Annotated in this window: 21 protein-coding genes and 2 pseudogenes; 9 read left to right on the top strand and 14 right to left on the bottom strand. The window is 61.3% G+C overall.

Features of this window, described 5'->3' with window-relative positions; genetic code table 11:
* Positions 1–123: 123 nt before the first annotated feature.
* Positions 124–900, top strand: a pseudogene (locus tag EA472_RS20900) (universal stress protein); the annotation flags it as partial.
* A 367-nt stretch (positions 901–1,267) separates the two neighbouring features.
* Here EA472_RS20900 and fer read toward each other — a convergent pair.
* Positions 1,268–2,440: a ferredoxin Fer gene (gene fer, locus EA472_RS23475; protein WP_124193434.1), complete on the bottom strand. Its 1,173-nt coding sequence runs from the start codon at positions 2,438–2,440 to the stop codon at positions 1,268–1,270.
* 374 nt (positions 2,441–2,814) lie between these two features.
* Between fer and EA472_RS20890 the strand changes: the two genes are divergently transcribed.
* On the top strand, positions 2,815–3,456 hold the full coding sequence (locus EA472_RS20890; protein WP_124193433.1) for a hypothetical protein: 642 nt from the start codon (positions 2,815–2,817) through the stop codon (positions 3,454–3,456).
* 261 nt (positions 3,457–3,717) lie between these two features.
* Here EA472_RS20890 and EA472_RS20885 read toward each other — a convergent pair whose 3' ends face one another.
* Positions 3,718–4,296 carry a cadmium resistance transporter gene (locus tag EA472_RS20885; protein ID WP_124193432.1) on the bottom strand — a complete coding sequence of 193 codons (579 nt, stop codon included), beginning with the start codon at positions 4,294–4,296 and terminating at the stop codon, positions 3,718–3,720.
* A gap of 442 nt (positions 4,297–4,738) precedes the next feature.
* Here EA472_RS20885 and EA472_RS20880 point away from each other — a divergent pair, with 442 nt between their 5' ends.
* A complete protein-coding gene (locus tag EA472_RS20880) occupies positions 4,739–5,149 on the top strand; it encodes a universal stress protein (RefSeq protein ID WP_124193431.1) in 411 nt (136 codons plus the stop codon).
* 108 nt (positions 5,150–5,257) lie between these two features.
* Here the strand turns inward: EA472_RS20880 and EA472_RS20875 are convergent, their stop codons facing one another.
* Positions 5,258–5,422, bottom strand: coding sequence for an SDR family oxidoreductase (locus tag EA472_RS20875; protein ID WP_279387194.1), 165 nt, complete (start codon positions 5,420–5,422; stop codon positions 5,258–5,260).
* Between the two features lie 113 nt (positions 5,423–5,535).
* Between EA472_RS20875 and EA472_RS23145 the strand changes: the two genes are divergently transcribed.
* From EA472_RS23145 to EA472_RS20860, 3 genes are all read left to right on the top strand, one after another.
* Positions 5,536–5,787 carry a hypothetical protein gene (locus EA472_RS23145; protein ID WP_243637922.1) on the top strand — a complete coding sequence of 84 codons (252 nt, stop codon included), beginning with the start codon at positions 5,536–5,538 and terminating at the stop codon, positions 5,785–5,787.
* A gap of 45 nt (positions 5,788–5,832) precedes the next feature.
* The gene (locus EA472_RS20865) at positions 5,833–8,694 is read left to right on the top strand and encodes a cation-translocating P-type ATPase (RefSeq protein WP_124193430.1); all 2,862 of its coding nucleotides are present in this window, start codon (positions 5,833–5,835) and stop codon (positions 8,692–8,694) included.
* A 97-nt stretch (positions 8,695–8,791) separates the two neighbouring features.
* A complete protein-coding gene (locus EA472_RS20860) occupies positions 8,792–9,040 on the top strand; it encodes a hypothetical protein (RefSeq protein WP_124193429.1) in 249 nt (82 codons plus the stop codon).
* A gap of 188 nt (positions 9,041–9,228) precedes the next feature.
* On the opposite strand, the gene EA472_RS20855 is transcribed toward EA472_RS20860, so the two are convergent.
* Entirely contained in the window at positions 9,229–9,699 is a 471-nt protein-coding gene (locus tag EA472_RS20855) for a universal stress protein (protein WP_124193428.1), read from the bottom strand.
* A 208-nt stretch (positions 9,700–9,907) separates the two neighbouring features.
* Here EA472_RS20855 and EA472_RS20850 point away from each other — a divergent pair, with 208 nt between their 5' ends.
* Positions 9,908–10,669: a proteasome assembly chaperone family protein gene (locus EA472_RS20850; protein ID WP_124193427.1), complete on the top strand. Its 762-nt coding sequence runs from the start codon at positions 9,908–9,910 to the stop codon at positions 10,667–10,669.
* 200 nt (positions 10,670–10,869) lie between these two features.
* On the opposite strand, the gene EA472_RS20845 is transcribed toward EA472_RS20850, so the two are convergent.
* Both EA472_RS20845 and EA472_RS20840 read right to left on the bottom strand, forming a co-directional pair.
* Positions 10,870–11,451, bottom strand: coding sequence for a cysteine hydrolase family protein (locus EA472_RS20845; protein ID WP_124193426.1), 582 nt, complete (start codon positions 11,449–11,451; stop codon positions 10,870–10,872).
* 22 nt (positions 11,452–11,473) lie between these two features.
* Positions 11,474–12,268 carry a YqcI/YcgG family protein gene (locus EA472_RS20840; protein ID WP_124193425.1) on the bottom strand — a complete coding sequence of 265 codons (795 nt, stop codon included), beginning with the start codon at positions 12,266–12,268 and terminating at the stop codon, positions 11,474–11,476.
* Positions 12,269–12,391: 123 nt separating this feature from the next.
* Between EA472_RS20840 and EA472_RS20835 the strand changes: the two genes are divergently transcribed.
* Both EA472_RS20835 and EA472_RS23470 read left to right on the top strand, forming a co-directional pair.
* A complete protein-coding gene (locus EA472_RS20835) occupies positions 12,392–13,060 on the top strand; it encodes a helix-turn-helix domain-containing protein (protein WP_124193424.1) in 669 nt (222 codons plus the stop codon).
* A gap of 233 nt (positions 13,061–13,293) precedes the next feature.
* On the top strand, positions 13,294–13,602 hold the full coding sequence (locus EA472_RS23470) for a HalOD1 output domain-containing protein (protein WP_165874955.1): 309 nt from the start codon (positions 13,294–13,296) through the stop codon (positions 13,600–13,602).
* Positions 13,603–13,840: 238 nt separating this feature from the next.
* On the opposite strand, the gene EA472_RS20830 is transcribed toward EA472_RS23470, so the two are convergent.
* The 8 genes and pseudogenes from EA472_RS20830 to EA472_RS20795 all read right to left on the bottom strand — a co-directional run bounded on the left by EA472_RS20830 (position 13,841) and on the right by EA472_RS20795 (position 22,448).
* Positions 13,841–14,266: a universal stress protein gene (locus EA472_RS20830; protein ID WP_124193423.1), complete on the bottom strand. Its 426-nt coding sequence runs from the start codon at positions 14,264–14,266 to the stop codon at positions 13,841–13,843.
* Between the two features lie 97 nt (positions 14,267–14,363).
* Entirely contained in the window at positions 14,364–14,810 is a 447-nt protein-coding gene (locus EA472_RS20825; RefSeq protein ID WP_124193422.1) for a universal stress protein, read from the bottom strand.
* 720 nt (positions 14,811–15,530) lie between these two features.
* Positions 15,531–16,454, bottom strand: coding sequence for a CBS domain-containing protein (locus EA472_RS20820; RefSeq protein WP_124193421.1), 924 nt, complete (start codon positions 16,452–16,454; stop codon positions 15,531–15,533).
* A 251-nt stretch (positions 16,455–16,705) separates the two neighbouring features.
* Positions 16,706–18,688, bottom strand: coding sequence for an oxidoreductase (locus EA472_RS20815; protein ID WP_124193420.1), 1,983 nt, complete (start codon positions 18,686–18,688; stop codon positions 16,706–16,708).
* 128 nt (positions 18,689–18,816) lie between these two features.
* A pseudogene (locus EA472_RS20810) lies at positions 18,817–19,017 on the bottom strand (hypothetical protein); the annotation flags it as partial.
* Positions 19,018–19,307: 290 nt separating this feature from the next.
* Complete coding sequence (locus EA472_RS20805; protein WP_124193419.1) at positions 19,308–20,225, bottom strand: CPBP family intramembrane glutamic endopeptidase; 918 nt, start codon at positions 20,223–20,225, stop codon at positions 19,308–19,310.
* On the bottom strand, positions 20,222–21,727 hold the full coding sequence (locus tag EA472_RS20800; RefSeq protein WP_124193418.1) for a serine hydrolase domain-containing protein: 1,506 nt from the start codon (positions 21,725–21,727) through the stop codon (positions 20,222–20,224). Before EA472_RS20800 ends, EA472_RS20805 begins: the two co-directional genes overlap by 4 nt.
* Positions 21,728–22,052: 325 nt before the next feature.
* Positions 22,053–22,448, bottom strand: a complete 396-nt coding sequence (locus EA472_RS20795; protein WP_124193417.1) for a hypothetical protein — start codon at positions 22,446–22,448, stop codon at positions 22,053–22,055.
* Between the last annotated feature and the right edge of the window lie 154 nt (positions 22,449–22,602).

Genomic DNA, 22,602 nt, shown 5'->3' with positions numbered 1-22,602 from the left:
CCGACGCATAATCCGAGATGAGGAGGCTTCGTTGTGCACACTCGTCGCCTCCTCATTCCTCTCGAAAAGATGCCTCGATAAGCCGCCGCTGTCACGTGGTTTCTCGCTTAGCTAAAGACGGATAGTCATGACGACTACGCGAGCGTAGGTAGTAGGGACCCGCCGGAAGGGCGGGCCGAAGAACGGGGCAAGCGCGTCCTCGAACGCGCGAGCGAACGCGCCGAAGAGTACGGTCGCGAGCTCCGGACGGAACTTCGCACCGGGGGACCGCACACCGAGATCCTCTCGGTGGCCGCTGAAACCGACGTCGATCACGTCGTGATGGGGAGCCACGGCGAATCGCCGATCACGCGGCCGTTCCTCGGGCACGTCAGCGAGGCCGTCGTGCGCCGCTCACCCGTCTCGACGACGATCGTCCCGGAGTCCGCGACGGTGCTCCGGGACCGCGACCTTCCCGGCCAGATACTGGTCCCGGTTGACGGTTCGGAACAAGCCGAGGCTGCGCTCGCCTACGCTCTCGAGACGTTCCCCGACGGCGAGCACACTGCATTCCACGTTCTCCCGATGACGGTCGACCGGTCGCGAGATGCCATCTCCGGAACGTATCTAGAGGATGTGCTTGTCGACCTCGAGGACCGGGCCTCGGAGATCCTCGCGTCAGCCACCACGCTTGCAGACGAACTCGACGCATCGCTCGAAACGGAGACCGCAATCGGAAAACCGCCGACTGAGATCATCGAGTACGCCGAGACGAACGGCTACGACCAAATTGTCATGGGTAGTCACGGTCGATCGCTGTCGGCCCGCCTGCTCACTGGGAGCGTTGCCGAGCGGGTGACCCGGCGATCGCCGCGGACGGTGACGCTAGTTCGCGGGTCGTACCCCACGTCGACGGACTGACGCTCTGGCGCTCCAACGGGCCGGTTCGCGGCCCAACGCTCGAGAAGAGTGACGGCGGAAACCGGTCGCACCGTGGAGATGGTCGGATCGGAGCCAGAGCGTACACTCCACGTGTCGAATATGTGTAACATTTGGCGAGGATGCTGAGTGACCAGTACAGGACACGGATCCATCGATGAAAACAACAAGTACGTGTGGGTATCGACGTCGCTAACACTCCCGCTTCACAGAAACGAGATGGTCGGCCTCTCGTCGAGGCCGACCCATCAACCCCACCGGAACGCGTATATCTCACAGATTGGAGTGGTGTTCGAGATTTCGGTACCCAACAAGAGCGGACACGATGTAGGCCCTGACGCTCGGGCGTCTAGATAATGCGGTCCCGGAGCTGGTCGAGTTGCTTGGCGTTGTAGACCAGTTTTACTTCGTCGGTCGTCGGCGTGGCGACACAGGTCAGCCGCAGGTTCATCTCATCCATCTCCTCATCGGAGAGGCTGCGGTTGACTTCCATCTCGACTTCACCGTCAACCAGTACCGCCGCACAGTTGATACAGCCACCACCCCGACAGTAGAACGGCCAGTCGTAGCCTTCGGCCTCGGCCGCTTCGAGGATGTACTCTCCCTTTTCGACGGCCATCGTTCCGTGGGCTTTCGTCACCAAGTCGGCATCGGCTGCCTTCTCGAAGAGGTCGTCGTCCTCCAGCGACCAGTCTCTGTCCTCGATAACCTCGTAGTCGAGGAACTCGACGGTGGCGCCGACTGACTCCGGTTTCACGGAGACAACCGGAACCGGCGAGAACCGAACCGTGCGTTCGGTGACGCTCCCGAGCAGGTATCTCCTGAGACCGGTGCGGCCGTGTGTCCCCATCACAACGACGTCGATCCCCGCCTCCGCCGTGTACCCAGCGATCGCTTCGTGTGGCCGGCCGCTCCGCGTGGCTGTGACGACCTCCACGCCGGCGGCTTCGCCTCGATCGCGTACGTCGTCGGTCGGCGACGACTCCTTCTCGCGTCCGCCCGAAGTGACGTTAAGTGCGTGGAGCGTTCCGCCGACTTCGGTTACGAGGTCGATCGCGTGCTCCGTGGCGGCCTCGGCCCCCTCACTCCCGTCGGTTGGAACGAGGACATCAGCGACCTCGAAGTCGATGGCGGTGTCCTCGTGAACGGTCACGACAGGGATCGGAGACTGCTGAAGGGTCTGTTCGGCCACGCTGCCGAGCAGAAATCGACCGATCCCCGTCCGGCCGTGCGTCCCCATCACGACGACGTCGACGCCGTGCTCCCCGGCATAGTCGATGATCGCCCGGTGGATCGCCGCTTGTTCGTCGTTGATGATCTCGGTCTGCGGGGTGAGCCCGGCCTCGATCGCGACTTCCTCGAGATCTCGCACGGCCCGTTTCGCTCCCCCTTTGTTGTCGGGCTCCCGAACGGAGACGACGGTAAGATCGGCGCCGAACAGTTCGGCCATCCGGACGGCGACCGTTCCGGCTCGCTCCGCCACTTCGCTTCCGTCCGTCGGGACGAGGATCTCGTCGTACATACACAGAACTACAGTCTTTGTCCCATATCAAACCCATCCGTTCTTCCAGTCGGAAGAGAGCTATCTACTCATTCATTCCGTCATCGTTGGCGCGGTACGACGCTTTTCGGACCGACGATCCCCGATCCAGGTTCGAAAGGAAAGCGACTTCGTCGGGGCAGGACGCGAACTCGGACAGTGTTGAAGCGATGTCGTCCCCTCCGGAACGCAAACGATGACGTCCGGATCGAACGTTCCCTCATTTAAGATATGAATCCGGGATCCGAATCGTCCGGTTCATCACGTAGAATTGCACGGAGCCACCCTTCTTCTATGGGTTAGGATTACAAGTAGAACTATTATGCAGAGCGGCGAACATCGTCGTTGAAAAAGATATGTCGGTAGATACGAACAACGAACTCACTCACCATCTGGCGGTGGGTATCGGTAGCGTCGTCTTCGCCGCATTGCTGTGGGTAGTTGGATACCACGAGCAGCGGGTCGTGGGAGCAGTTCCGTGGTTCCTCCTGGTTCTGGTGCTGATCGTCGGACCGACGGTAAGACTCTGGCCCGGAATCAGGCGCCGGTTCTCGGGGAATTTCCCCGTGAACTGGCGGTCGGAACTGGGGATCTGGTTCGCTATCTGGGGTGTCGTTCACCTGCTTTTTGTGTTCCAGGCAAGAGAGTGGGACGTCGTTGGCTACCTGGCCGACATGAGTCCGTGGGCTTTCGGTTCGTTCGTGGCCGTGATCATCGCGGTCGTCCTCGCGGCTACCTCAAACAACTGGGCCTACGATTACATGGGCGGGAAGGCGTGGAAGTGGCATCAGACCGTCGGTGCGTACGCAATCTTCTGGCTCCTCGCCGTCCACATCTATGACAGGGCCTACCTCCGACCCGGGTTCCCGTCCGACGACCCGATCCACTGGCTATACCTACTAACGCTCGTTCTTGTCGTCGTGCTCCAGATCGCTGCTTTCGCCAAGGTTGTCTCCCAATACCGGAAGACGGGTGAGTATCCCTCCGGGCTGAACTGATCGGCTCAACAACGTACTCACAGAACAGACTGTCGAGAAAATAGCCACCGAGATTGATGCTGAGATTGCAAACGCGCAGATGTTTTTCGACCTCATCATAATGGATTAAGTCGGATACCTCTGCGTTTAGCCGAAGGAAGAAGCCGACACGGTGGGCGACAATCTCCTGTTCTTTCACCGCATAGTAGAATCCTAGCTGCTGATTTCAACGTCGATAAAAACCGAGAAGGGAATTCGATCGGTTCGGTGAAAACCCGGAGTTCAGGCGATAATCCATCCGGCCACCACGACGTACCCGCCGACGAGTACCAGCATAGTGGGGACGAGCCAGCGATCCAGCCAGTCAGGAATGCCGTCGGTGGCGACGCGAGAAACGGTCACGAACGCGGCGAGAAACACAACTCCGGCACCGATCAGGTAGACGATGATGATGAGCGTCAACTCGAATGATGAGAGTTCAGCGAAAAACGGGACGAAGACCGCGATGTTTTCGCCGCTGAGACCGAGTCCTGTGACGGTGACGACGCCGATACGGCCAAGGGAGTTCGGCACGACTGGCAACCCCTCGACCGTCATTTCCGGCGGCTGGCGAAGTAGCCCCCACAGCCCCAAACTGAGTGGGACGACACCCAGCAGGAACGTCCACTCCTGTAGAAGTTCGGCTGCGAGAATCGCTCCGACAACCGCCGCGACCAGTCCGACACAGAAGCCAATGTAGTGTCCGACGAGCACCTCCCAGAGCCGGTAATCGTTGTCCGCGCAAAACGCGCCGATAACGAGTAGCGTGTCGAGATGGGTTACGGCGAACAACCACACACCCACGAGCAGAATCGTTTCCACAGATCACCGAAACCCTCACATCGAAACCGTATAGTGGTTTCTCTCCGTGAGTATCGGTCGTTGTATTTTACTTCTCTCTAAGGATAATCGTTTCACAGAATAACTCAGGGGTGCATACCCCTGTTGTAATAATAAGGTCTACCTCTTGCATGCCGATTTCAATATATCCACGATCTGCCTCGACGGAAAGTATGAGGATCTGCAGTCCTCTCATTTTGACTTCCATATCGGCCCGGGCCGCCCAAATCCGAGTCGGTACTACCATGTCCGTCGGTCACCGGTACTACCGGAGCACAGCTGTAAAATTCCACGGCCCGATTTCTGCCGCCTCGAGTGCCTCGTTCCGTTTCAAACGTTCCGTTTCGCTCCCTAAGAGCGTCGCAGGTCCGGGGCTGCCCCCTGTAACATATATGCCGCCGTCGGTGGTGGGACTGGAACGTACATGTACGACACTATCTTGGTGGCGACGGACGGAAGTGGCGGGGCGAACCGGGCTGTTGACCACGCCATCGACCTCGCGTCCACCTTCGACGCCGACCTCCACGCAATCTACGTAGTCGACACGAAACGGTACGGACAGTCGGTAGTGACAGACGACGGTAGCGTGCTCGAAGACCTCGAATCGCGAGGCGAGACGCTGCTCGACGAGGTCGAGACGCAATCGGTCGTCGACGTGACGCGCGTGGTGCGCAGCGGTCGACCAAGCGAGGAGATTGGCAACTACGCTGCGGAGATCAACGCCGACCTCGTCATCCTCGGGAACCGCGGACTCGGAGCGGGTCGCGACGAACGGATCGGTAGCGTCGCTGAGCGGGTCGTTCGATCCGTCGACCGGCCGGTGATCACCGCCTGAGAGCGCGAGCGGGGGTGTGTGACAGCCCTCGGGTCGGCCTGTCGCCGGTTCGCCCGCATGGTCGCGCCGGGCCGCGCCGCGGACTCCTCAGCTATGGGGTACTGTTCCTCAGAACGCCGTCCAACCGCCGTCGACGGGGATGTTAGCTCCGGTGATGTACGACGCCTGGTCGGACGCAAGGAACGTGGCCAGCGGAGCGATCTCCTCGGACTGGCCGTGGCGGTCCATCGGGTTCTGCTGCTCGAGGAAGTTGTAGAATCGTTCGTCTTCCACCAGATGCCTGTCAGACCCTCGATGACTCGTTCAGCAATTGCTGTCCCAATCCCCACGGAACCGCTGGTGGATGGTTTGGGTTATAATTACTCCCTCGTAGTAGGAGGCCGCGCATGACCGTCACCGTCGCCGGCGTGGTCAGCACTCCCCACGGCAAACACCCGGACGCTTCGACGCGCGAACTGTTTACGGACGCCGCTCACCAGACACTCGAGGACGCCGGCGTTCCCGTCCTAGACGTTGAGGAGCTCTACGCGCGGCGAGGACGACTGGCTTGTCACGTTCGCGCCGACGACGTGATCGACGGCCCGTCGCGACGACTGGTCCGTCCGAGGACGACGGCCTCGGCGGTTCCCGTCCCGTGAGGATCGCGAACGAATACTATCGCTTCTGACACCAACAAAACACACGTGGCACGTACAGCAGAATACGAGGAGATCGCGTCCGAGTCCGTATCCGACGCCGACTGGCACTCCCGGCCCCTCGAGGAGGTCTACGAGACGCTCGAAACGTCGGAACAGGGACTCGCGCCCGAAGAGGCTCGCGATCGCCTCGAGCGCGAGGGCCCGAACGAGATCGAGGCGGAAGAAGGCATTTCCCCGCTTCAGATCTTCATCGATCAGTACAAACCGGCGCTAATCTGGGTGCTGATCGTCGCTGCAGCGGTGATGGCGTTCGTGGGGCACACCATCGACGCTGGAGTCATCGCCGGCGTGGTCGTGTTCATCACCATCTTCGGATTCCTCCAGGACTACCGGGCCGAACAGAGCATTCAGGCGCTCAAGGAGATGTCGACGACGTACGCGCTCGTCAGACGGGACGGCGAAAAGACCGAGATCGACGCGACGAAGGTCGTCCCCGGCGACGTGATTTTCGTCGAGTCGGGCGACATCGTTCCCGCAGACGCGCGCATCGTCGAGGAGTCGAACCTGAGCGTCGACGAGGCGGCGCTGACGGGCGAGAGTATTGGCGTCTCGAAGGAGGCCGGCTTGGTTGAGGAGGACGTCGCGCTGGCCGACCGCAAAAACATGCTATTTAAGGACACGGTCGTCGAGCGTGGCTCGGCCACCGCCGTCGTCGTCGAGACGGGTCCCGAGACCGAGATCGGGCAGATCGCGACCGCCATCGGGGAGGCCGAGGAGCGAGACACCCCCTTCCAGGCCGAGATGGACCGCCTGGGCAAGCTCATCGCGCTCGGTGTGATCGGCATCGTCTCGATCATCGCGATCACCGAACTGGTGATCGGCGACACGCCGCCGCTGCAGGTCTTCCTGACGGCGGTCGGCATTGCCGTCTCCGCGGTCCCTGAGGGGCTACCGGCGGTCGTCACACTCTCGCTCGCCCTCGGCGCGAGGCGGATGGCCGAGCAGAACGCGCTCGTCCGACGGCTCCCCATCGTCGAAGCGCTGGGTTCGGTCGACGTCATCTGCACCGACAAGACCGGCACCCTCACCGAGGAGGAAATGACGGTCCAGCGGATCGTCGCCAACCGCGAGGTCTACGAGATCACGGGGACCGGCTACGACACCGACGGCGAATTCCTACGCGACGGCGAGCCCGTTGACGATGAGCGCGTGGCCGAGGTGCTCCGCTGCGGCATGCTGTGTAACAACGTCGACGTGGGAACCCGGGAGCACGACGCGGACGGCAGCGGCCAAGGAACTGCTGTTGAGGGCGGGGCCGATGCTGATGAAGATGCTCCGGGCGAGGGCGGAGCTGGCAAGAGCGAGCGGACCTATCTCGGCGACCCGACGGAGATCGCCCTATTCGTCGCCGCGCAGAAGGCCGGCTTCGACCACGACGAGCTGGACGAGGCGTATCCCCGACTCGGCGAGGTCGACTTCACCTCCGCGCGCAAGCGGATGACGACCGTCCACCGGACGCCGGACGGAGAAGCAGTCGCCTATATGAAAGGCGCGCCGGAGACGGTTCTGGAGCGCTGTAACCGCGAGTTCGTTGACGGAGAGGTCGTCGGGCTAACCGACGATCGCCGGGCTGAGATCGAAGCGCGAAACGAGTCGTTCGCCGAGGACGCCCTGCGCGTAATGGGCTTCGCCTACCGGCCGGACGTTCCCGAGGGTCAGGTCGAGTCGCCCGACGAGAACCTCGAACGCGAGATGGTCTTCCTCGGCCTCCAGGGGATGCTCGACCCGCCGCGTCCGGAGGTGCCGGGCGCGATCGCGGGCTGTCTCGACGCCGGGATCAACGTCGTGATGATCACCGGCGACAACGCCGTCACCGCCCGCGCCGTTGGCGAGGAGGTCGGCCTCCGGTCGACGCGGGTGATCACCGGTCCGGAACTCGAGCAGATGGAGGACGATGAACTGCGCGAGGTGGTCGACGACGTCGACATCTTCGCCCGGACCTCCCCGGAGCACAAGACCCGCATTCTGCAGACGCTCCAGGGCAAAGGCCACACCGTCGCGATGACAGGCGACGGCGTCAACGACGCGCCCGCAGTCAAGAACGCCGACGTCGGCGTCGCGATGGGCATTCGTGGGACCGACGTCACCGAGCAGGCCTCCGACATCGTCCTGCTGGACGACAACTTCGCGACGATCCGGGACGCGGTTAAGGGCGGCCGACGCATCTTCGACAACGTCCGCAAGTTCGTTAACTACCTGCTGAGCGGCAATGGCGGCGAGGTGACGATGATCTTCACGGGGACGCTCGCCGGACTCGGGCTCGTGATCACGCCTATTCAGGTCCTCTGGATCAACGTCGTCACCGACGGCATCCCCGCGCTCACGATGGGCGTCGACCCGGCTGCCGAGGACATCATGGAGCGCGACCCGCGCCCGCCCGGAGAGGGCGTCATCACGAAGCGGATCGTCACCTCGATCGTCGGCATCGCGCTCTTCATGACCGTCTGTCTGCTCCCGTTGTTCACCCTCAACTTCTACGGCGAGTTGGTCCCGGGGTACGACGTTACTGGCGCGCTACTAGGCTGGAGTCCCAGCTACTCGCCTGGGAGGGAGCTCGCGCAGACGATGGTGTTCACCGGCTTTGTCGTCTTCGAGATCGTCCGTATCCAGGCGATCCGTTTCCGGTACGGACTCGGGATCTTCTCGAACCGTTGGCTCGTGCTAGCGGTCGGGGTCGCGGTGACCCTCCAGCTGCTGGTGCTGTACACGCCGACCGGCCAGCTACTGTTCGACGTCGAGCCCCTCGGACTCGTCCACTGGGTCCAGATTGCGATCGCGGCTACCGCGTTCGCCCTGCTGATGGCGATCTTCGTCAAGGCCCAGGACCAGTACTTCGATCGGTACTGAGTCGACCGTCGGGCCTGCACGATTTACGCCGCTCTAACGGCCGTCGACCGCGGCCGGCCCCAACAGCGTTATTCTCCGTACCATACTATCTCACCATATGAACTGGCAATGTCGATTGTACGGCCACCAGTGGCGCCATCCCGGCGAGTACGAGGTGGTAGTCGTGGACGAAGGCGCGTCAGCGTATCCGTTCCGGTGTGCGGCCTGCGGAAACGAGATGGTCGTGGACGGCAACGGCGGACGCCACCTCGACGCCCGGGATTCGGTGCTCGGGGATACGGGACCAGAACTCGATTCGGCGACCGAGCGCGACGTCGACGAGTCGCGGGATGGCTTCGATAGATAGATTCCGCCAACAGCGGGGGCGAGCCGGGACGCGAGAGTTCGAGCCGTCACCGGATAGAACCCCCGTCCTCGCCGATCCGTTCGCCGTCGCATTCGCGAACTCATACGTCAATGTCGTCGTAGCGAGTCACCGGTCGCATGGTCACCACCACGAAAACGGTTACAGTGTCGTCAGCGAGCGTGCTGGCGTCATCTGACGACCATGACTGGGACCGGCGCGCGCCTCACGACCCGTTCGGCGACGCTGCCGACCAGGAATCGTTCCGCCCCCGCGCGACAGTGGCTCCCCATCACAATGCGGTCGACGTCGTGTTCGTCGGCGTACTCGATGATGACGTCGTCCGGGTCACCGAACTCGAGGACGGTTTCGACGGTTTCGTCGCGGTCCGCTGCGATCTCCCGGGCCTCGTCGAAGACCGCCTCTGCCTTTTCCTCCGCCTTTTCGTGCCACTCGCGCCAGTACGTCGGCGAGACCGATCCCGGCGGCGCCCCGTCGTCGAACGTCGGACGCATGACGTCGACGAGACCGAACCCGGATCCGATCGGGTCCATGACGTGACAGACGACGACATCGGCGTTCGGATAGTCTGCCAGAGCGGTTTCGAGCGCTTTCCGACACAGCGGCGATCCTTCCATCGGAACGAGGACTGTTTGAGTCACACGACAGCTACGCCTCCCGCGAGCAAATAGCCGGTGTCGAATCGGTCGGGCGAAGGGCCGTGGAGAGGGTCGGTGACCCGTCAACGGGCCGACGATCGTTGCCCAGGCGTTCCGACCCAAGCGTCGGACGACGGTGACGGCCGATTCGCGCTGGTCGCAGCGGCGTCACCGGTCCGTATTATCCCGCTTGGCGATGTATCGGTAACGTATGACCGACCGAAGCTCACCCGCGTCGTTCGAGCAGCTCACGAGCCTTTCGGCTGACGCCCCGACCCTAATCGAGGGGCTCCCCGGTCACGGACTCGTCGCCTCGATCGCCGTCGACCAGATCACCGAACAGCTCGGGCTCACTCACTGCGGGAATATCGCCGCTGACGAGTTCCCGCCCGTCGTTACGTTCGAAGACGGCCTCGTCCAGGATTTGGTTCGCGTATACGCTGGCTCGGATCCGGACGTGATGACCCTCGAGAGCGACCTCGCACTCCCGCACCCGTCGTTCGAGCCGCTCTCCCGGTGCGTGCTCGACGAACTCGCCGACGAGTTCAAGCGCGCGATCTTTCTCGCGGGGGCGCCAGCGGAGTCCGAGGAGGCAATCGGCGACGTGGCCGGCGTAGGGACGACCGAAGCCGTCAGGGCAGACCTACTGGAGGCCGAAATCACGGTGCCTGACGATCCGGGACTCGTCGGCGGGGTGACCGGTTCGCTCGTCCGGGAGTGTTACCGTGCCGACGTTCCGGCCGCGCTCCTGATCGTTCGCGCCCACCCGTTCCTCCCGGACCCGCAGGCGGCGAAGGCAGTGATCGAGACCGCGCTCGAACCCCTCGTCGAGTTCGACATCGACACCACGGCGCTCGACGAGCAGGCCGACGAGATCCAGCGGCGGATGCAACAGGTCGCCGAGCAGTACCAGCAAATGGCCCAGGAACGCGGCGACGAGGCCCAGCAGAAACCGACCGGCATGTTTCAGTGACAGAGTGACCGCCGTCGGAGACGGCTCGCTACGGCGACCTCGTCTCGAACTTCAACGTCGTCAACGGAGCCGTTGCCGTCGTAGAGTTTATCGGCGCATCCTGCTCCTCTAAGATACGGCCCAACAGGGTATCGGTCCCCTTCTTGGAAACGCAGTCAAATTTCATCGCACAACAAAGCCAAGTGACGACTTGTAAGCAATTAGGTCGTTATCTCGCGCTCTAATTCGACAGTCGTCGTGATGGTGGCGAATTCGCCGTCGAGGTGGGCCAAGGCCGTCCGGTGAATCGTCTCGGCGTCGAAGTGCTCGCCGTCGAAAGAACGGTCGAACGTCGCCGTCGCGTCGCTCGCGAGGTAGACATCGAATCCCCGGTTCTCCGCCATACGGGTGGTGGTTGAGACGCAGTGATCGGTCGTAAGACCCGCGAGCACGACCGTTTCGATTCCCCGCTCGAGTAGCCAATCCTCGAGATCGGTGTCAACAAACGCGCCGTTGACCGATTTGACAAACTCTGCCTCATCGTCGGTGGGAGCCGTCTCGGGTTTGAACGCGAAACCGAGTCGGTCGGCCCGTAGTGGCGAGTCCGGTTCGGTCGAGTCGTGGCGTACGTGAACGACGGGTCGGTTCACTTCGCGCCACGCTGACAGCAAGGATGCCGCCCGGTCCTCGGCATCGGGATTGTTTCGGGTTCCCCACGAGGGATCGTCGAATCCGGTCTGGAAGTCGATCAGGACGAGTGCGGCGTTCGGCGGCACCGAGACACGTCCCTCGTCCGAAATCATTTCCGATTACCCCGTTTCGACGTCATATTCTTGCACCCGGTTTCGGGTGTTCGCGCGTGACGGTTATCGGGCACTCGTCGGGCGCCTGCGATTCGTCCTCCGAGAGCATATATTGGAGCCACTCGCGATCGCCCTCGACGCCCCAGTCACCGAGGTCCGCGTGCGGGCAGACGCCGTCGTATCCTTCGAGGCGGTCCTGGATGACTTCGCGAGCCTGATGTCCGGCTTCCGTGTCGGCCGTCACGTCAAGGCGTTCGAAGAGTGCTCGCGGCTGAAACGTGATCTCCAGGCCGATCGAGCAGTACCGGCTCTTGCGCTTCTCGTAGAACGGGGCGCGACACGTCGGGAACATCGGCTCACCTCGCAGGCAGAACTCCCAGTACGGGTCGTCGGGATCGGTGGGGATATCTTCGGGCCACGGCCCCGGGTCGTGCAGGTGGAGCGTCTGCAGGATGTGCCAGAGTGCGTTGTGATACTCCCGTTCGGACATCGGTTCCGTCGGCGGTTTGAAGAACGTCACCAGCGATGCCCGATCCGAGTGATCGCGATAGACGTCGAGGTACTCGAGAATCGTATCCCGGAGGGAGAGCAGCGCCTCGGCGTCGCTCATTGACGGACAGACGGTGTACAGCGGATCGCCGTTCGCGACCGATTTGGCGCCGAAGAAGCAGGGAAACGGGGTTCCGTTACGCTGGCCGAGCAGTCCCTCGCGAAATGTCTTCCAGTGAGCCTCGACCCACTCTGGGAGTTCACTCGCGTCGATTCGCTCGACCAACGTGTCCTGGTCCATCAGCACCTGGGTTCCGGGCTCGTTCATCGACTCGATCGAAGGTTACGAGCGGTCCACCTTATTCGACTCGTTTCGGTATGTACGTCACGTACATAGGCGGTGAAGCGATTTGTCGATCACTCTTTTCTCCCTTTACCGCGTACCTCGGTCATGAGCATATTCGGCGAATTTCACTTTCCGGCGGACGCCTTTGTTCTTCACCGAACACTCGAACAGACATCGGACCTAGTCGTCGAATTCGAACGAATCGTCGTCGACGAGGAGCGACTTGCGCCGTACATCTGGGTGCGGACGTCGGAGCCGTCCGCGTTCGAAGAGCGGGCCATCAAGGATCCGTGCGTCGAAGCCCTCGAACGATTGGACGCGTTCGGAACCGACTCGCTGTACCGAGTCGATTGGGCCGCGGATACCAGCCCGCTCGTCGATTTGGTGACGGACGTCGATGCCGTGGTCCTCGAGGCCTCGGCCGACAGGGACCACTGGGAGCTACGGATCCGGTTCGACGACCGGGAACAGGTGGTACGATTCCAGCGGGATTGCGACCAGCGAGACATCACGTTTTTATTGCAACGACTCTATAGCCCGTCCGAACCTATGACCGGCGGACAGCACGGCCTCACGGATAAACAACAGGAAGCCCTCGTGGTCGCCTGGGAAGTGGGATATTTCGACAGTCCACGAGACGTGACGTTGGAGGACGTCGCCGCCGAGCTGGGAATCACGCGGCAGTCGTTATCGCAGCGGTTGCGACGAGCTCACTACTCCCTCATCGGGAATACGTTGATCATCACACCGCCCACTTCTGACGGTGAACCGTAATTTCGTCGGCCAGAGGATGCGCTGTCGATACGTAGCGACGTACTTCGGGTCCGTGAACGTGCCCCGATTTCGAACTGCCGCCACGTCCAGCCGCCCCGTTCGCTGCCTCTCAGACCGTTTTTTGCAGAGCCGAACGAAACACTACGACCCTTTCGGGCATTTAATTGTATAAAAATGTGCTGCATTGTCAGCGGAGAACGCATGTGTGAGGGCTCCGTCTCTTGGGTCACACGATGTCGTGGACCGAAGATACGACCGAAGAAACGCTGTTCGAACCGTTCTCTCACTCGCAGGTGGAGCGGTTCGAAATCGATCAAACCGACGACCCGAGCACCGCAATCGTTCGAGCGGTCGCGGAGGTAACGGGTCAGAACGTGGCCGAGTTACCGCCGCTTTACGAAGCGACAGATCCCGACGCTGTCGACGGGTTGTTCCACCGGTCGGAGGACGGTACCGCATGGACGGACTGCATCCTTTCGTTTTCGTACGCCGATTGCGTGGTTCGCGTGACGGGCTCGGAAGTATGCGTCGCCCGTGTCTGATATCGTCACTGACGGTCGCGATCGTCGAGTTGTGACTGGTTTTGAACGACAGAAAATACGAAATGTGTCCCACCCGCTGCGGCGTCGATCGCCTGATTTGAAGCAACTTCGGTGATCGACGACGAGAATCGGCTGACTGATACGGTTTACTGTAAATCATTTCCAGCGCAACCGCGACCCGGGCGGCGGTTGCGCCGGTAAATCGTTACAGTAATCTGTATGACGCCGTCGGCACCTGTTATCCTTCGGGGCGCACGATCATCACCGATACCGGGGCTCGTTTCGCAACCGTTTCCGCTACGCTTCCAAGTAGTACCCGCCCGACTCCCGTCCGACCGCGACTCCCGATCGCAACCTGATCGACGTCGTAGTCGTCCACTGCGCCGAGTATTGCCCGTGAAGGCGTCCCAAACGCGATTCCGGTTTCGATCGAGACGCCGTGCTCGTCGCCGAGAGCCTCGTATTCTTCGAGAAGTTGTTCCGCCTCTGTTTTACGACGCTCGATAAAATCGTCGTCCCAGGCCGCTTCCTCGGTGCTGGCGTCGACGTCAAACGGATCGACGACGTGGAAGACGACGAGCTCCTGGCCGTCGAATTCGGTCGCGGCGAACGTAAACGCTCGTCGGGAGTGCTCCGAACCATCCACCGGAACAAGTATCTTCATCGGTACTCGTCCTCCAACGTTCGTCGAAAAATAACCGTCGGCACACTCGCTTGGAAGCGAACGTTTTCGAATTGAAACTTTCACCACTTGGTCGGGGCTACCTCACACCATCCGGATCGCTTTCCGTCATCAGGACGACCGGAATCGAAAGCTCTCGGACGACCGTTTCGCTCGTACTTCCGAGAAGGACCGTCTTAAATTCCGATCGACCTCGCACACCGAGGACGACGAGATCGATGTCTTGTTCCTCGACGTAATCGACGATCTCTCGTTCGGGGATACCGCGTCGGATGGTGGAAACGACCTCGCCGTTTCGATCCCGAACCGCAGATTCGACCTCGTCGAGTATCGCCTCACCCTCGGAGCGGAGTTTTCGTTCGACCATCTCGGGATCGATGATTCCGCTGTCGTATCCGATTCGCGTTTCGATCACATAGAGCGCGTGCAGCGTCGCATCGTACGTCGTTGCGATGTCGATGGCGTGGGCCGTCGCATCGCGGGCACAGTCGCTCCCGTCTGTCGCGAGTAACACGTCGGTGTACATCGGCTTCGTCAATATCGTTGGCTATCTATTTCAACACCCCCGAGAATCGCCCCCTGATCGTTCGAATGGGAGATTCGATTCCCTCAATTAGACGGGTCCCAACGCAATCGTCGGCGCGAGGCGGTTTCACTCCACCATCGGGGACCGGTTCGGATGAGGGTGCACGGCTATGACTCGTACAGTCGAGCCAGCGTCTCCGGATGCAACGTCAGAAGTCCCCGAGTCCAATGTGGCACCGCCAGAGATGGAGCCAACAGGCTTGCATCCAGTCGCGGGGGAGATTCACGCAGCGAGGGCTCGTCATTCGAGTACGCCTCCCACCGCTCGCTACTTGGTCACCGGGAGGGGACCAAACGTGTCTTACGGCGACGGCGTCACCGGACGACCGTCACTTTGTCACCGCGGTCCGCGATCCCCGCGACTGAATGCCTGTAGAGCTCTTGGTGAATCCCTATACAGCGTTCCCTCGGATGGTACGGGGTGTGTGCCGGTTGGGACGAAGACGGTGTCGGAGCCGGGCCGAGTCAGGCGAACTCCCGTTCGAGGCCCACGGTTGGGTTGACGGAACGGTCCACCTCCCTGTCGGCGAAACACCACGCCGGTACAGCCGATTTTGCAGCCGATACACCAGTTGATCGCCTCGGTGTGGCCCTCCTTGACAGTCTAGGCGAGTGCTGGTCCGTGATGTGCCCGCGATACCTCGACGATAGCACCGGTTTCCTAGGCGATCGCTTCGACTTCGATGGCCGCCGTCTCGGGCAGGTCGTCGACCAGCACCGTCGCCTCTCCCTCGATGACCCGTTCTCCGTCCGTGTCGAGAACGTCGGTCGTCAGTTCGAACTTCCGGTCGCTGATTTCGCCGACGATCTCACAGACCGCCGTGACGCGCTCTCCCAGGCCGATTGGTCCCAGGAACGCCAGATCCTGAGATACGTAGATAGTCAACCCTGGGAGCCTGGCGAGGGCGGCGCTGATGAGTCCGCTCACGAGCGTTCCGTGGACGATCCGCCGGCCGAAGCGCGTCTCACGAGCGTAGTTCTCGTCGAGGTGGAGGCGGTTGGTGTCACCCGACGCCGTCGCGAACGACCGCACGTCTGCCTCGGAGATGGCCTTTGAGAACTCCACCCGGTCGCCTACGTTCAGCCGGTCGCGGGAGACCGTCGAGCACTCGAACTCCCAGTCGGAGTGTTCGTATTCGGTCTCCTGTCTGGCGTAATACTGGGGCGTCGGCTCGGACTCGACGGTGAGTTCACCCCGGTGGAAGACCTGTGGGGCGTACCGGATCACGTCGTCGGTGCTCACCAGACCGACGAGACGGCCGTCCTCGACGACGACCAGCCGCGCCACCCCGTGGTCGTGCATGGTCTCGAGGGCATCTTTGAGTTCGGCGGCCGGACTGGTCGTGGCGACCGGCGTGGACATGACGGCCGCTAACGACTCGTCACGCGGCGACTCGTTCTGGTCGAGCGCCCGGACGAGGTCCGTTCCGGAGACGATGCCGGCGACCTCGTCGTCCTCGACGACCACGACCGAGTTGATCCCCTCCTCGAGGAAGGTCCCCGCGGCGTCGGCGACTGTCTCGTTTGGCGCTGCCGTGACCACCGGCGTGCTCATGACGTCTGCGATGCGGATTGGGTACGACATGGGCCGACACGTATGTTCCCGTCGACCATAGTACGACGACCCAGTTTTCCGGGTCGTAGAATCGAATGGGGGTCCGGCGCGGAACAGCCGGTCGGGTCTCGGCGACCGGGAGTCAGCCTCGTGCTCCTTGGATAACCGAAACGCCAAACGCGGGACACGGGCGATGGTTCGATCGCACGCGCATTCTCGGGAATTGTCCCCAGTTGCCGAGAACCAGCGACAGGAGTTACCGGCCACGGTCGGGGGACGGGTCACGGCTGCGGGCTGAAGGTCCTGTACGGGTCGCCGATCGAGATACCGGCCTCGGTGCCGTCGAGGGTCGCACGATAGACGTCTTGGGATTCCCGGGCGTCGCCAACAACGTAGACCGACGCGGGGTACGAATCGAGTTCGTCGGCGAGTTCGTCGTTCGGCACGTGCCCCACCGCGAGCACCACTCGGTCGGCCTCGTATGTCATCTCCCCACCGTCGCCGTCGGTGGTGATCACGGCCCCTTCCTCGATAGCCGTCACCGTCTCACCCGTAACAAGCGCGATGCGGTCGTTCGACTTGAGGGCCTGTAGCATGTCGATGCGACTGATCCGTTCCTTGTCCGGAGCGATTCGGTCGGCCTGCTCGACCACGGTGACCTCACAGCCCCGGTCGGCCAGGAAATCGGCGGTGTCACAGCCTACATCCCCTCCACCGATGACGACGACCGATTCGTCACCGACCGGCACTGCCCCGTCGAGGACGTCCCACGACTGGATGACGTGGTCTGCGTCGATTCCTGGGACGTCGATCCTGCGGGGCCTGGCGCCGGTCGCCACGATGACGGCGTCGGGGTCGACCGCCTCAACCGTCGACCGGTCGACACGTTCTCCCAGACGGATCTCGACCGGTCGGCGCTCGAGTTGGGTTTCGAGGTACTCGAGGTACCATCCGTTTTTCCCCTTGCGCGGTGGAGCAGCCGCGAGGTGAAGCTGGCCGCCCACCTCCTCAGCCGCGTCGTACAGCGTGACATCGTGTCCCCGGTCGGCGCTTCGGATGGCCGCTTGGAGTCCGGCCGGGCCAGCGCCGACGACGAGTACCCGCTGGCGCTCGGATGCGTGCCCGAGGGTTGCGAACTCCCGCTCGCGGCCCACTGTCGGATTGACCGTACAGCCCATCTCTCTGTCTGCGAAGATACCTTCACCGATGCAGCCGATATTGCAGCCGATACACCGGTTAATCTCCGCTACGCGTCCCTCCCGGGCCTTGCGCGCGAAGTGGGGGTCCGCGATGTGACCGCGTCCGACGGCAACGAAGTCGGCGTCGCCCTCCGCGAGCACCGCTTCGGCCGTCTCCGGCTGGCGGACGACGCCGACAGTGATGGTGGGAATATCGACGGCGTCACCGATCGCTGCGGCGTAGTGAGAGCGCCAGGCTTCCTCGTACCCCATCGGCTCGAGAGTCTGGGTCGGCGCGCCATAAGCGCCAACCGTGACATTGAGGACGTCGACGCCGGCCGCGGCGAGCACCTCGGCCATCTGGGTGGCCTCCTCGAGCCCGTAGCCGCCGTCGACGAACTCCTCGGCGCTCAACCGGAACGACAGCGCGAGGTCGTCGTCTATCGCGTCCCGGACCCCTTCGACGATCTCCGTCGGAAACCGCATGCGGGCTTCGAAGTTTCCCCCATATCGGTCGTCCCGGTGGTTGTTCCGTGGCGACATGAACTCCTGGATGAGGTAACCGTGTGAGCCGTGCAGTTCTACGCCGTCGAACCCCGCCTTCTGTGCGCGTTTCGCGGCATCTACGAAACGTTCCACCAACGATTCGACCTCTTCGGTTTCCAAGACTCGTGGGTTTCGGGCGTTGTACGCGTTCTCGGCTATCGAACTCACCACCGGACGGGGCCCGCCTGTTTTCTTCACTGTGGTTCCGCCGCCTGCGTGGTGGAGCTGCACGAACGCCTTCGCTCCGTGTTGTTGGATGCGCTGGGAAAGCTTCGAGAGCCCCGGGACGAGGCTGTTGTCGGCTATCGATAGCTGGTTGACGATAGCACGTCCCCGGGGATGCTCGACGGCCGTGGTGCCCGCGATAACGAGCCCGGTTCCGCCGGCTGCGCGTTCGGCATAGTAGTCGAGAAGCCGGTCGGTAACTTCTCCGGAAGCGGTGGCGTAATTCGTCCCCATCGGCGCCATAACGAGGCGATTTCGGAGTTCGATGGGACCGATGTGTTCAGGGTCGAACAGGTGAGTGTATTCGGAATTCATTGGTCGTGTAAGGTGAATAGCAGAGGGCGAATAGTAGAATATCGACCACCGACAATAGGATAAATGTTCGCGATGCCCCCACTCTTGGCGAACCACCAGAGCCGACAAAACCATTATTTGTACGGAATTCACAAATATACCTTCATGGACCATAGTGAATCGCCATACGGTGTTGAATTTGTTTCGCTCACGACACGCTTGGTGATGTAGATGGCATACATCAGGACGATTTCACGGAACTCTCGATACCAACTTCGCGCACGCACGGCGTCGCCGAACGTGCGCTTGATCCCCGAGAAGACGGTCTCAGATAATGCTCGCTGGCTGTAGAAGTTCTAATCCTCTTTGTTCGGCAACCACGACGCTCCCGACGGTCAGTCATTGGTCTGCGCCCGAGAGCGACGAGATGTATGCTTCCCCCTTCGCTGTAGATGGTGGTTTCGACCGAGTAAATCACTGTAATCGATCCGTCCATCTCATCCGCGATGTCGATAGCGTGGACGAGTGCGGTCTCTGACTTTTCCAGCGTGGGTGATTACGGATATGTTGGAGTCGGCGTGCAAGACGTTCGGTGATACCGAGGCCTGCCGCCTCTCTCTGAATAGCCCATAGCGGCAGATCACTCTGTACCGGACGACTGCACGGGAGAACGTCTGGTTAGCGTTTTCGGCCCGTAGACGGCTACCACCACGATGACCAGCAGCAGCGTGAATACTGCAGGTAAGAGGCGTCCGATGGTACCATGGGGGATGAGTTCGCCACTGAAGTTCCCCGAGAAGTGAAACAAAACTGCTCCAAGGATGCTGCGTCCCGTGTTGTTGTAGATCCAGGTGTAGAGAACGGAGGTGATCGTTGCCCCAATCATGAACTCCCAAAACGGGAGCGTCAGTACGCCCAACTCGGCCTGATAGGTTCCTACCATCAAAAACAGCGGGGCGTGCCAAGCGGCCCAAGCGACGCCAAGAATCAGGCTCGCCCCGACCGCGTTCCAACGCGCCTGCAGTCCGTCGAGTGCGTAGCCGCGCCAGCCCAGTTCTTCCGGTAATGGGCCAAAAACCACCATGAAAACAGCATACAGGAGGATCGATATCGGATCGGCAGCGAACTCGGCAGCACGCTCGAACGCCGGAACCGAGTCACCGGCCAAGACACCCAGTAGCAGTGCCAGGCCGTTCAGGGCCGGAAACAACAGGAAGATCACGGCATACCAGCGCAGACCAATCCGCCGGACATCGACGAGCCGTCGCCAGTAGTCACGTCGATGTTGGTCCTCAGCAGCCCAAAAGAGCAAGAAGATAGCTGCACCTGGAACGCCGAGTCCACCGGCGGCGAACAGAATCAGCCCCGGCATTGCAAACGGATCGTATTCGAGTACAATCAGTGGTATCCAAAAGAGGTACGACACGCCAAACGCGATGGCGAAGAACTGCCACGGGTTCGAGTACTCGAAGAACTCCGGATCCTTGTCCGAGGACGCAATGATTGATACAGTCGAAGTCTCAGCCGCTGTTCCGTCGCCAGTGCGGTCATCGGTCACGTCGTTTCACCCCTATCTGTCCGAGGAAAGAGGACCGTCATTAACAGGAAAACGACGACTACCGACAGTGTTAGCCCAACCCACTCGGCTATCACCGGCAGGAAGAACGCTACTGTTTCCCGACCGATGGTCCACCAGAGGCCGAGTGTTGCCAGCCCGAGACCAGCGAGGAACATCCGAAGAGTTCGGTCGTGTTTGGACAGCGGAGTGAATGATCGCTTCCCGGTAATACCTCCGTACCCGAGTCGCAGGGCGAGCCCGACCGCGATGCCAACGAGGATCCAGACTGGCAGACGGACCCATCGCCTCGCGCGTGTCAGTGAAATTGCAGAGAACCCACTCTGTTCGACCCATGTCTCGACTACGTCTGCGATTAGCTGCAAACTCCGCTCGCTGTTCGTGAGGATGACGATACCGTCGCCGGTTTCGGGGACGGCATGAAACCAGTTCCACGAACCGGCTCCCTGTCCGCCGTTCATCACCGCTTGGTCTCCGTCGGCGAGCGTTTCGACGAAAAATCCGAGGCCCGCACCGTCGGTGGCGAGACCGTAGAACCCCGTCGTCTCCACCGTTTCGGTGTATAACTCCGCAATGGTCTCGGGAGCGAGCACGCCGCGCCCAAGTGGCTCCTCGGTTGTCTCCGTCCCAGCGGCGACGTAGCGAGCGATATCTTTGGCCGTCGCGTACAGTTCGCCGTGGGCACTGGCAGGGCCGTGTGACGCAGGGACTGGCGTTCCATCAACGAGGTGCTCGGTCGCCAGCTCCGAACGGAGCCGATCGGTCATGACAAAGGTGGCCCCATCCATCCTCAGTAGGCTCAGGATTTCCTCGTCCATGTACGCTGCATAGTCGCGGCCCGTGACGTCCTCGATCAGGAGTTCGAGCAGTGCGTAGCCAGGATTCGAGTACCGGAACTCGCCGGGTTCGTCAGTCGGTCGCGCCGCAGGCCCATCCGCGTTTCCGGACAGCGCCACCCGGAGCGAAGGCGGCTCTTCGTCGAGCGGGACGCTCTCGTACCCACCTGCTGGTAATCCGGCGCTGTGGCTGAGTACTCGCCGTATGGTCACTTCCTCCCACGAATAGTCGGCGTCCGGGAGCTCCCAACTTGTGATATGGTACCCGATCGGATCGTCGAGAGCGATTTCGTCCTGGTCGACGAGCTTCAGCACCCCCCATGCAGTGACCGACTTCGTGATCGATTGCACTCGGAACGGGGTATTCTCGTTCGTCGGGCGTTCTTCCGCGAGGTCAGCAGTGCCGTACGCACCGCTCCACGTCACCTCGCCGTCTTCGACCAGGGCAATCGACGCCCCCGGTACGTCGTAGCGGTCAAGCAGGTCCGGAACGCGTCGGTCGAGATACGTCGGGGTCGATTTGCCGGACTCTGCAGTGTTTCTGGTGGAGCCGAACTGCCCGGAGAGTCCCCCGCTGACTCCAACGAGCGGGACCGAGAGCAATCGACGGCGAGTGGTAGTGACGGTTTCCGCGTGATTCGACCCCATAGTATGTTTAGGTGGGTCGGCTGGAAAAGTAGTGTCCTATTCTTCCTTCAAAAGAATCTTCGTCGAATTGCTACAAGACGGATGTAGTCGTGATTACGGTAAATGACAATCAACAGTATACGTCTGAGCATCGGATTCACCGCTCATTTGCATCGGAATACTGCATATGCGCTATGTATGCAGCACTCACCGAACGAACTCTGTGTCTACTGATAGAATCGACGCGACCGTCTCAGAGAAGGGATGCAAGAAACTGAGTTGATTTGTTCCAGTTAGTCTGTGGCGAATATATTAGTCAGTAAATCCTCTCACTAGTCAATCAAATTCACCTGAGGGTCGTTCGACGGAAAAAGGGTCGATATACCCATACGGTGAATGCAGTAATGAGTAGGGTTGCGATAAAGAGAACGATGACAGTACCGACTGTGACATTCGGATCATCATGGACCAGCATGGAAACAAACAGGGCTAAAACAGCGATGGTGACTAGTGCGTACCATCCTACGAGACCGTATATCGCCTTTCGGGCCCATACTGCCCCCCGCAAGAGACTCAAACTGACGGCAACGGTAATCGGTACGACGATGCCAAGATCCAGCAGGAAGACGGTCCAGTATACTGATGGGTCGGCGATGTACTCCGCGGGAATCGTGCCACCAGCCAGCATGCGTGGGACAGCGAAAAGATACCCGAACGATGCGAACAGGGCGAGGAAGACCAATACCGCGCTGTAAACCCGTTCTCTCTGATAGTGATTAAGACGAATCTTTACCAGTGAGATGCGGCCAAATATTGGGCTCGCTGATCGCGCTCAGTCCTCGTGGAATGTAGTCGTTTAGCGTTGAGAGATCGGGAACGAGCCGATACTTGAACCA

Source organism: Natrarchaeobius oligotrophus (assembly GCF_003841465.1).
Classification (GTDB): domain Archaea; phylum Halobacteriota; class Halobacteria; order Halobacteriales; family Natrialbaceae; genus Natrarchaeobius; species Natrarchaeobius oligotrophus.
This window is presented reverse-complemented; position numbering and strand designations above follow the sequence as displayed.

Coding starts and splice junctions, on each gene's coding strand:
- fer (WP_124193434.1), bottom strand. CDS start 2,440: ATGTACGACGAGATCCTCGTCCCGACGGACGGAAGCGAAGTGGCGGAG.
- EA472_RS20890 (WP_124193433.1), top strand. CDS start 2,815: ATGTCGGTAGATACGAACAACGAACTCACTCACCATCTGGCGGTGGGT.
- EA472_RS20880 (WP_124193431.1), top strand. CDS start 4,739: ATGTACGACACTATCTTGGTGGCGACGGACGGAAGTGGCGGGGCGAAC.
- EA472_RS23145 (WP_243637922.1), top strand. CDS start 5,536: ATGACCGTCACCGTCGCCGGCGTGGTCAGCACTCCCCACGGCAAACAC.
- EA472_RS20860 (WP_124193429.1), top strand. CDS start 8,792: ATGAACTGGCAATGTCGATTGTACGGCCACCAGTGGCGCCATCCCGGC.
- EA472_RS20850 (WP_124193427.1), top strand. CDS start 9,908: ATGACCGACCGAAGCTCACCCGCGTCGTTCGAGCAGCTCACGAGCCTT.
- EA472_RS20845 (WP_124193426.1), bottom strand. CDS start 11,451: ATGATTTCGGACGAGGGACGTGTCTCGGTGCCGCCGAACGCCGCACTC.
- EA472_RS20840 (WP_124193425.1), bottom strand. CDS start 12,268: ATGAACGAGCCCGGAACCCAGGTGCTGATGGACCAGGACACGTTGGTC.
- EA472_RS20835 (WP_124193424.1), top strand. CDS start 12,392: ATGAGCATATTCGGCGAATTTCACTTTCCGGCGGACGCCTTTGTTCTT.
- EA472_RS23470 (WP_165874955.1), top strand. CDS start 13,294: ATGTCGTGGACCGAAGATACGACCGAAGAAACGCTGTTCGAACCGTTC.
- EA472_RS20830 (WP_124193423.1), bottom strand. CDS start 14,266: ATGAAGATACTTGTTCCGGTGGATGGTTCGGAGCACTCCCGACGAGCG.
- EA472_RS20825 (WP_124193422.1), bottom strand. CDS start 14,810: ATGTACACCGACGTGTTACTCGCGACAGACGGGAGCGACTGTGCCCGC.
- EA472_RS20820 (WP_124193421.1), bottom strand. CDS start 16,454: ATGTCGTACCCAATCCGCATCGCAGACGTCATGAGCACGCCGGTGGTC.
- EA472_RS20815 (WP_124193420.1), bottom strand. CDS start 18,688: ATGAATTCCGAATACACTCACCTGTTCGACCCTGAACACATCGGTCCC.
- EA472_RS20800 (WP_124193418.1), bottom strand. CDS start 21,727: ATGGGGTCGAATCACGCGGAAACCGTCACTACCACTCGCCGTCGATTG.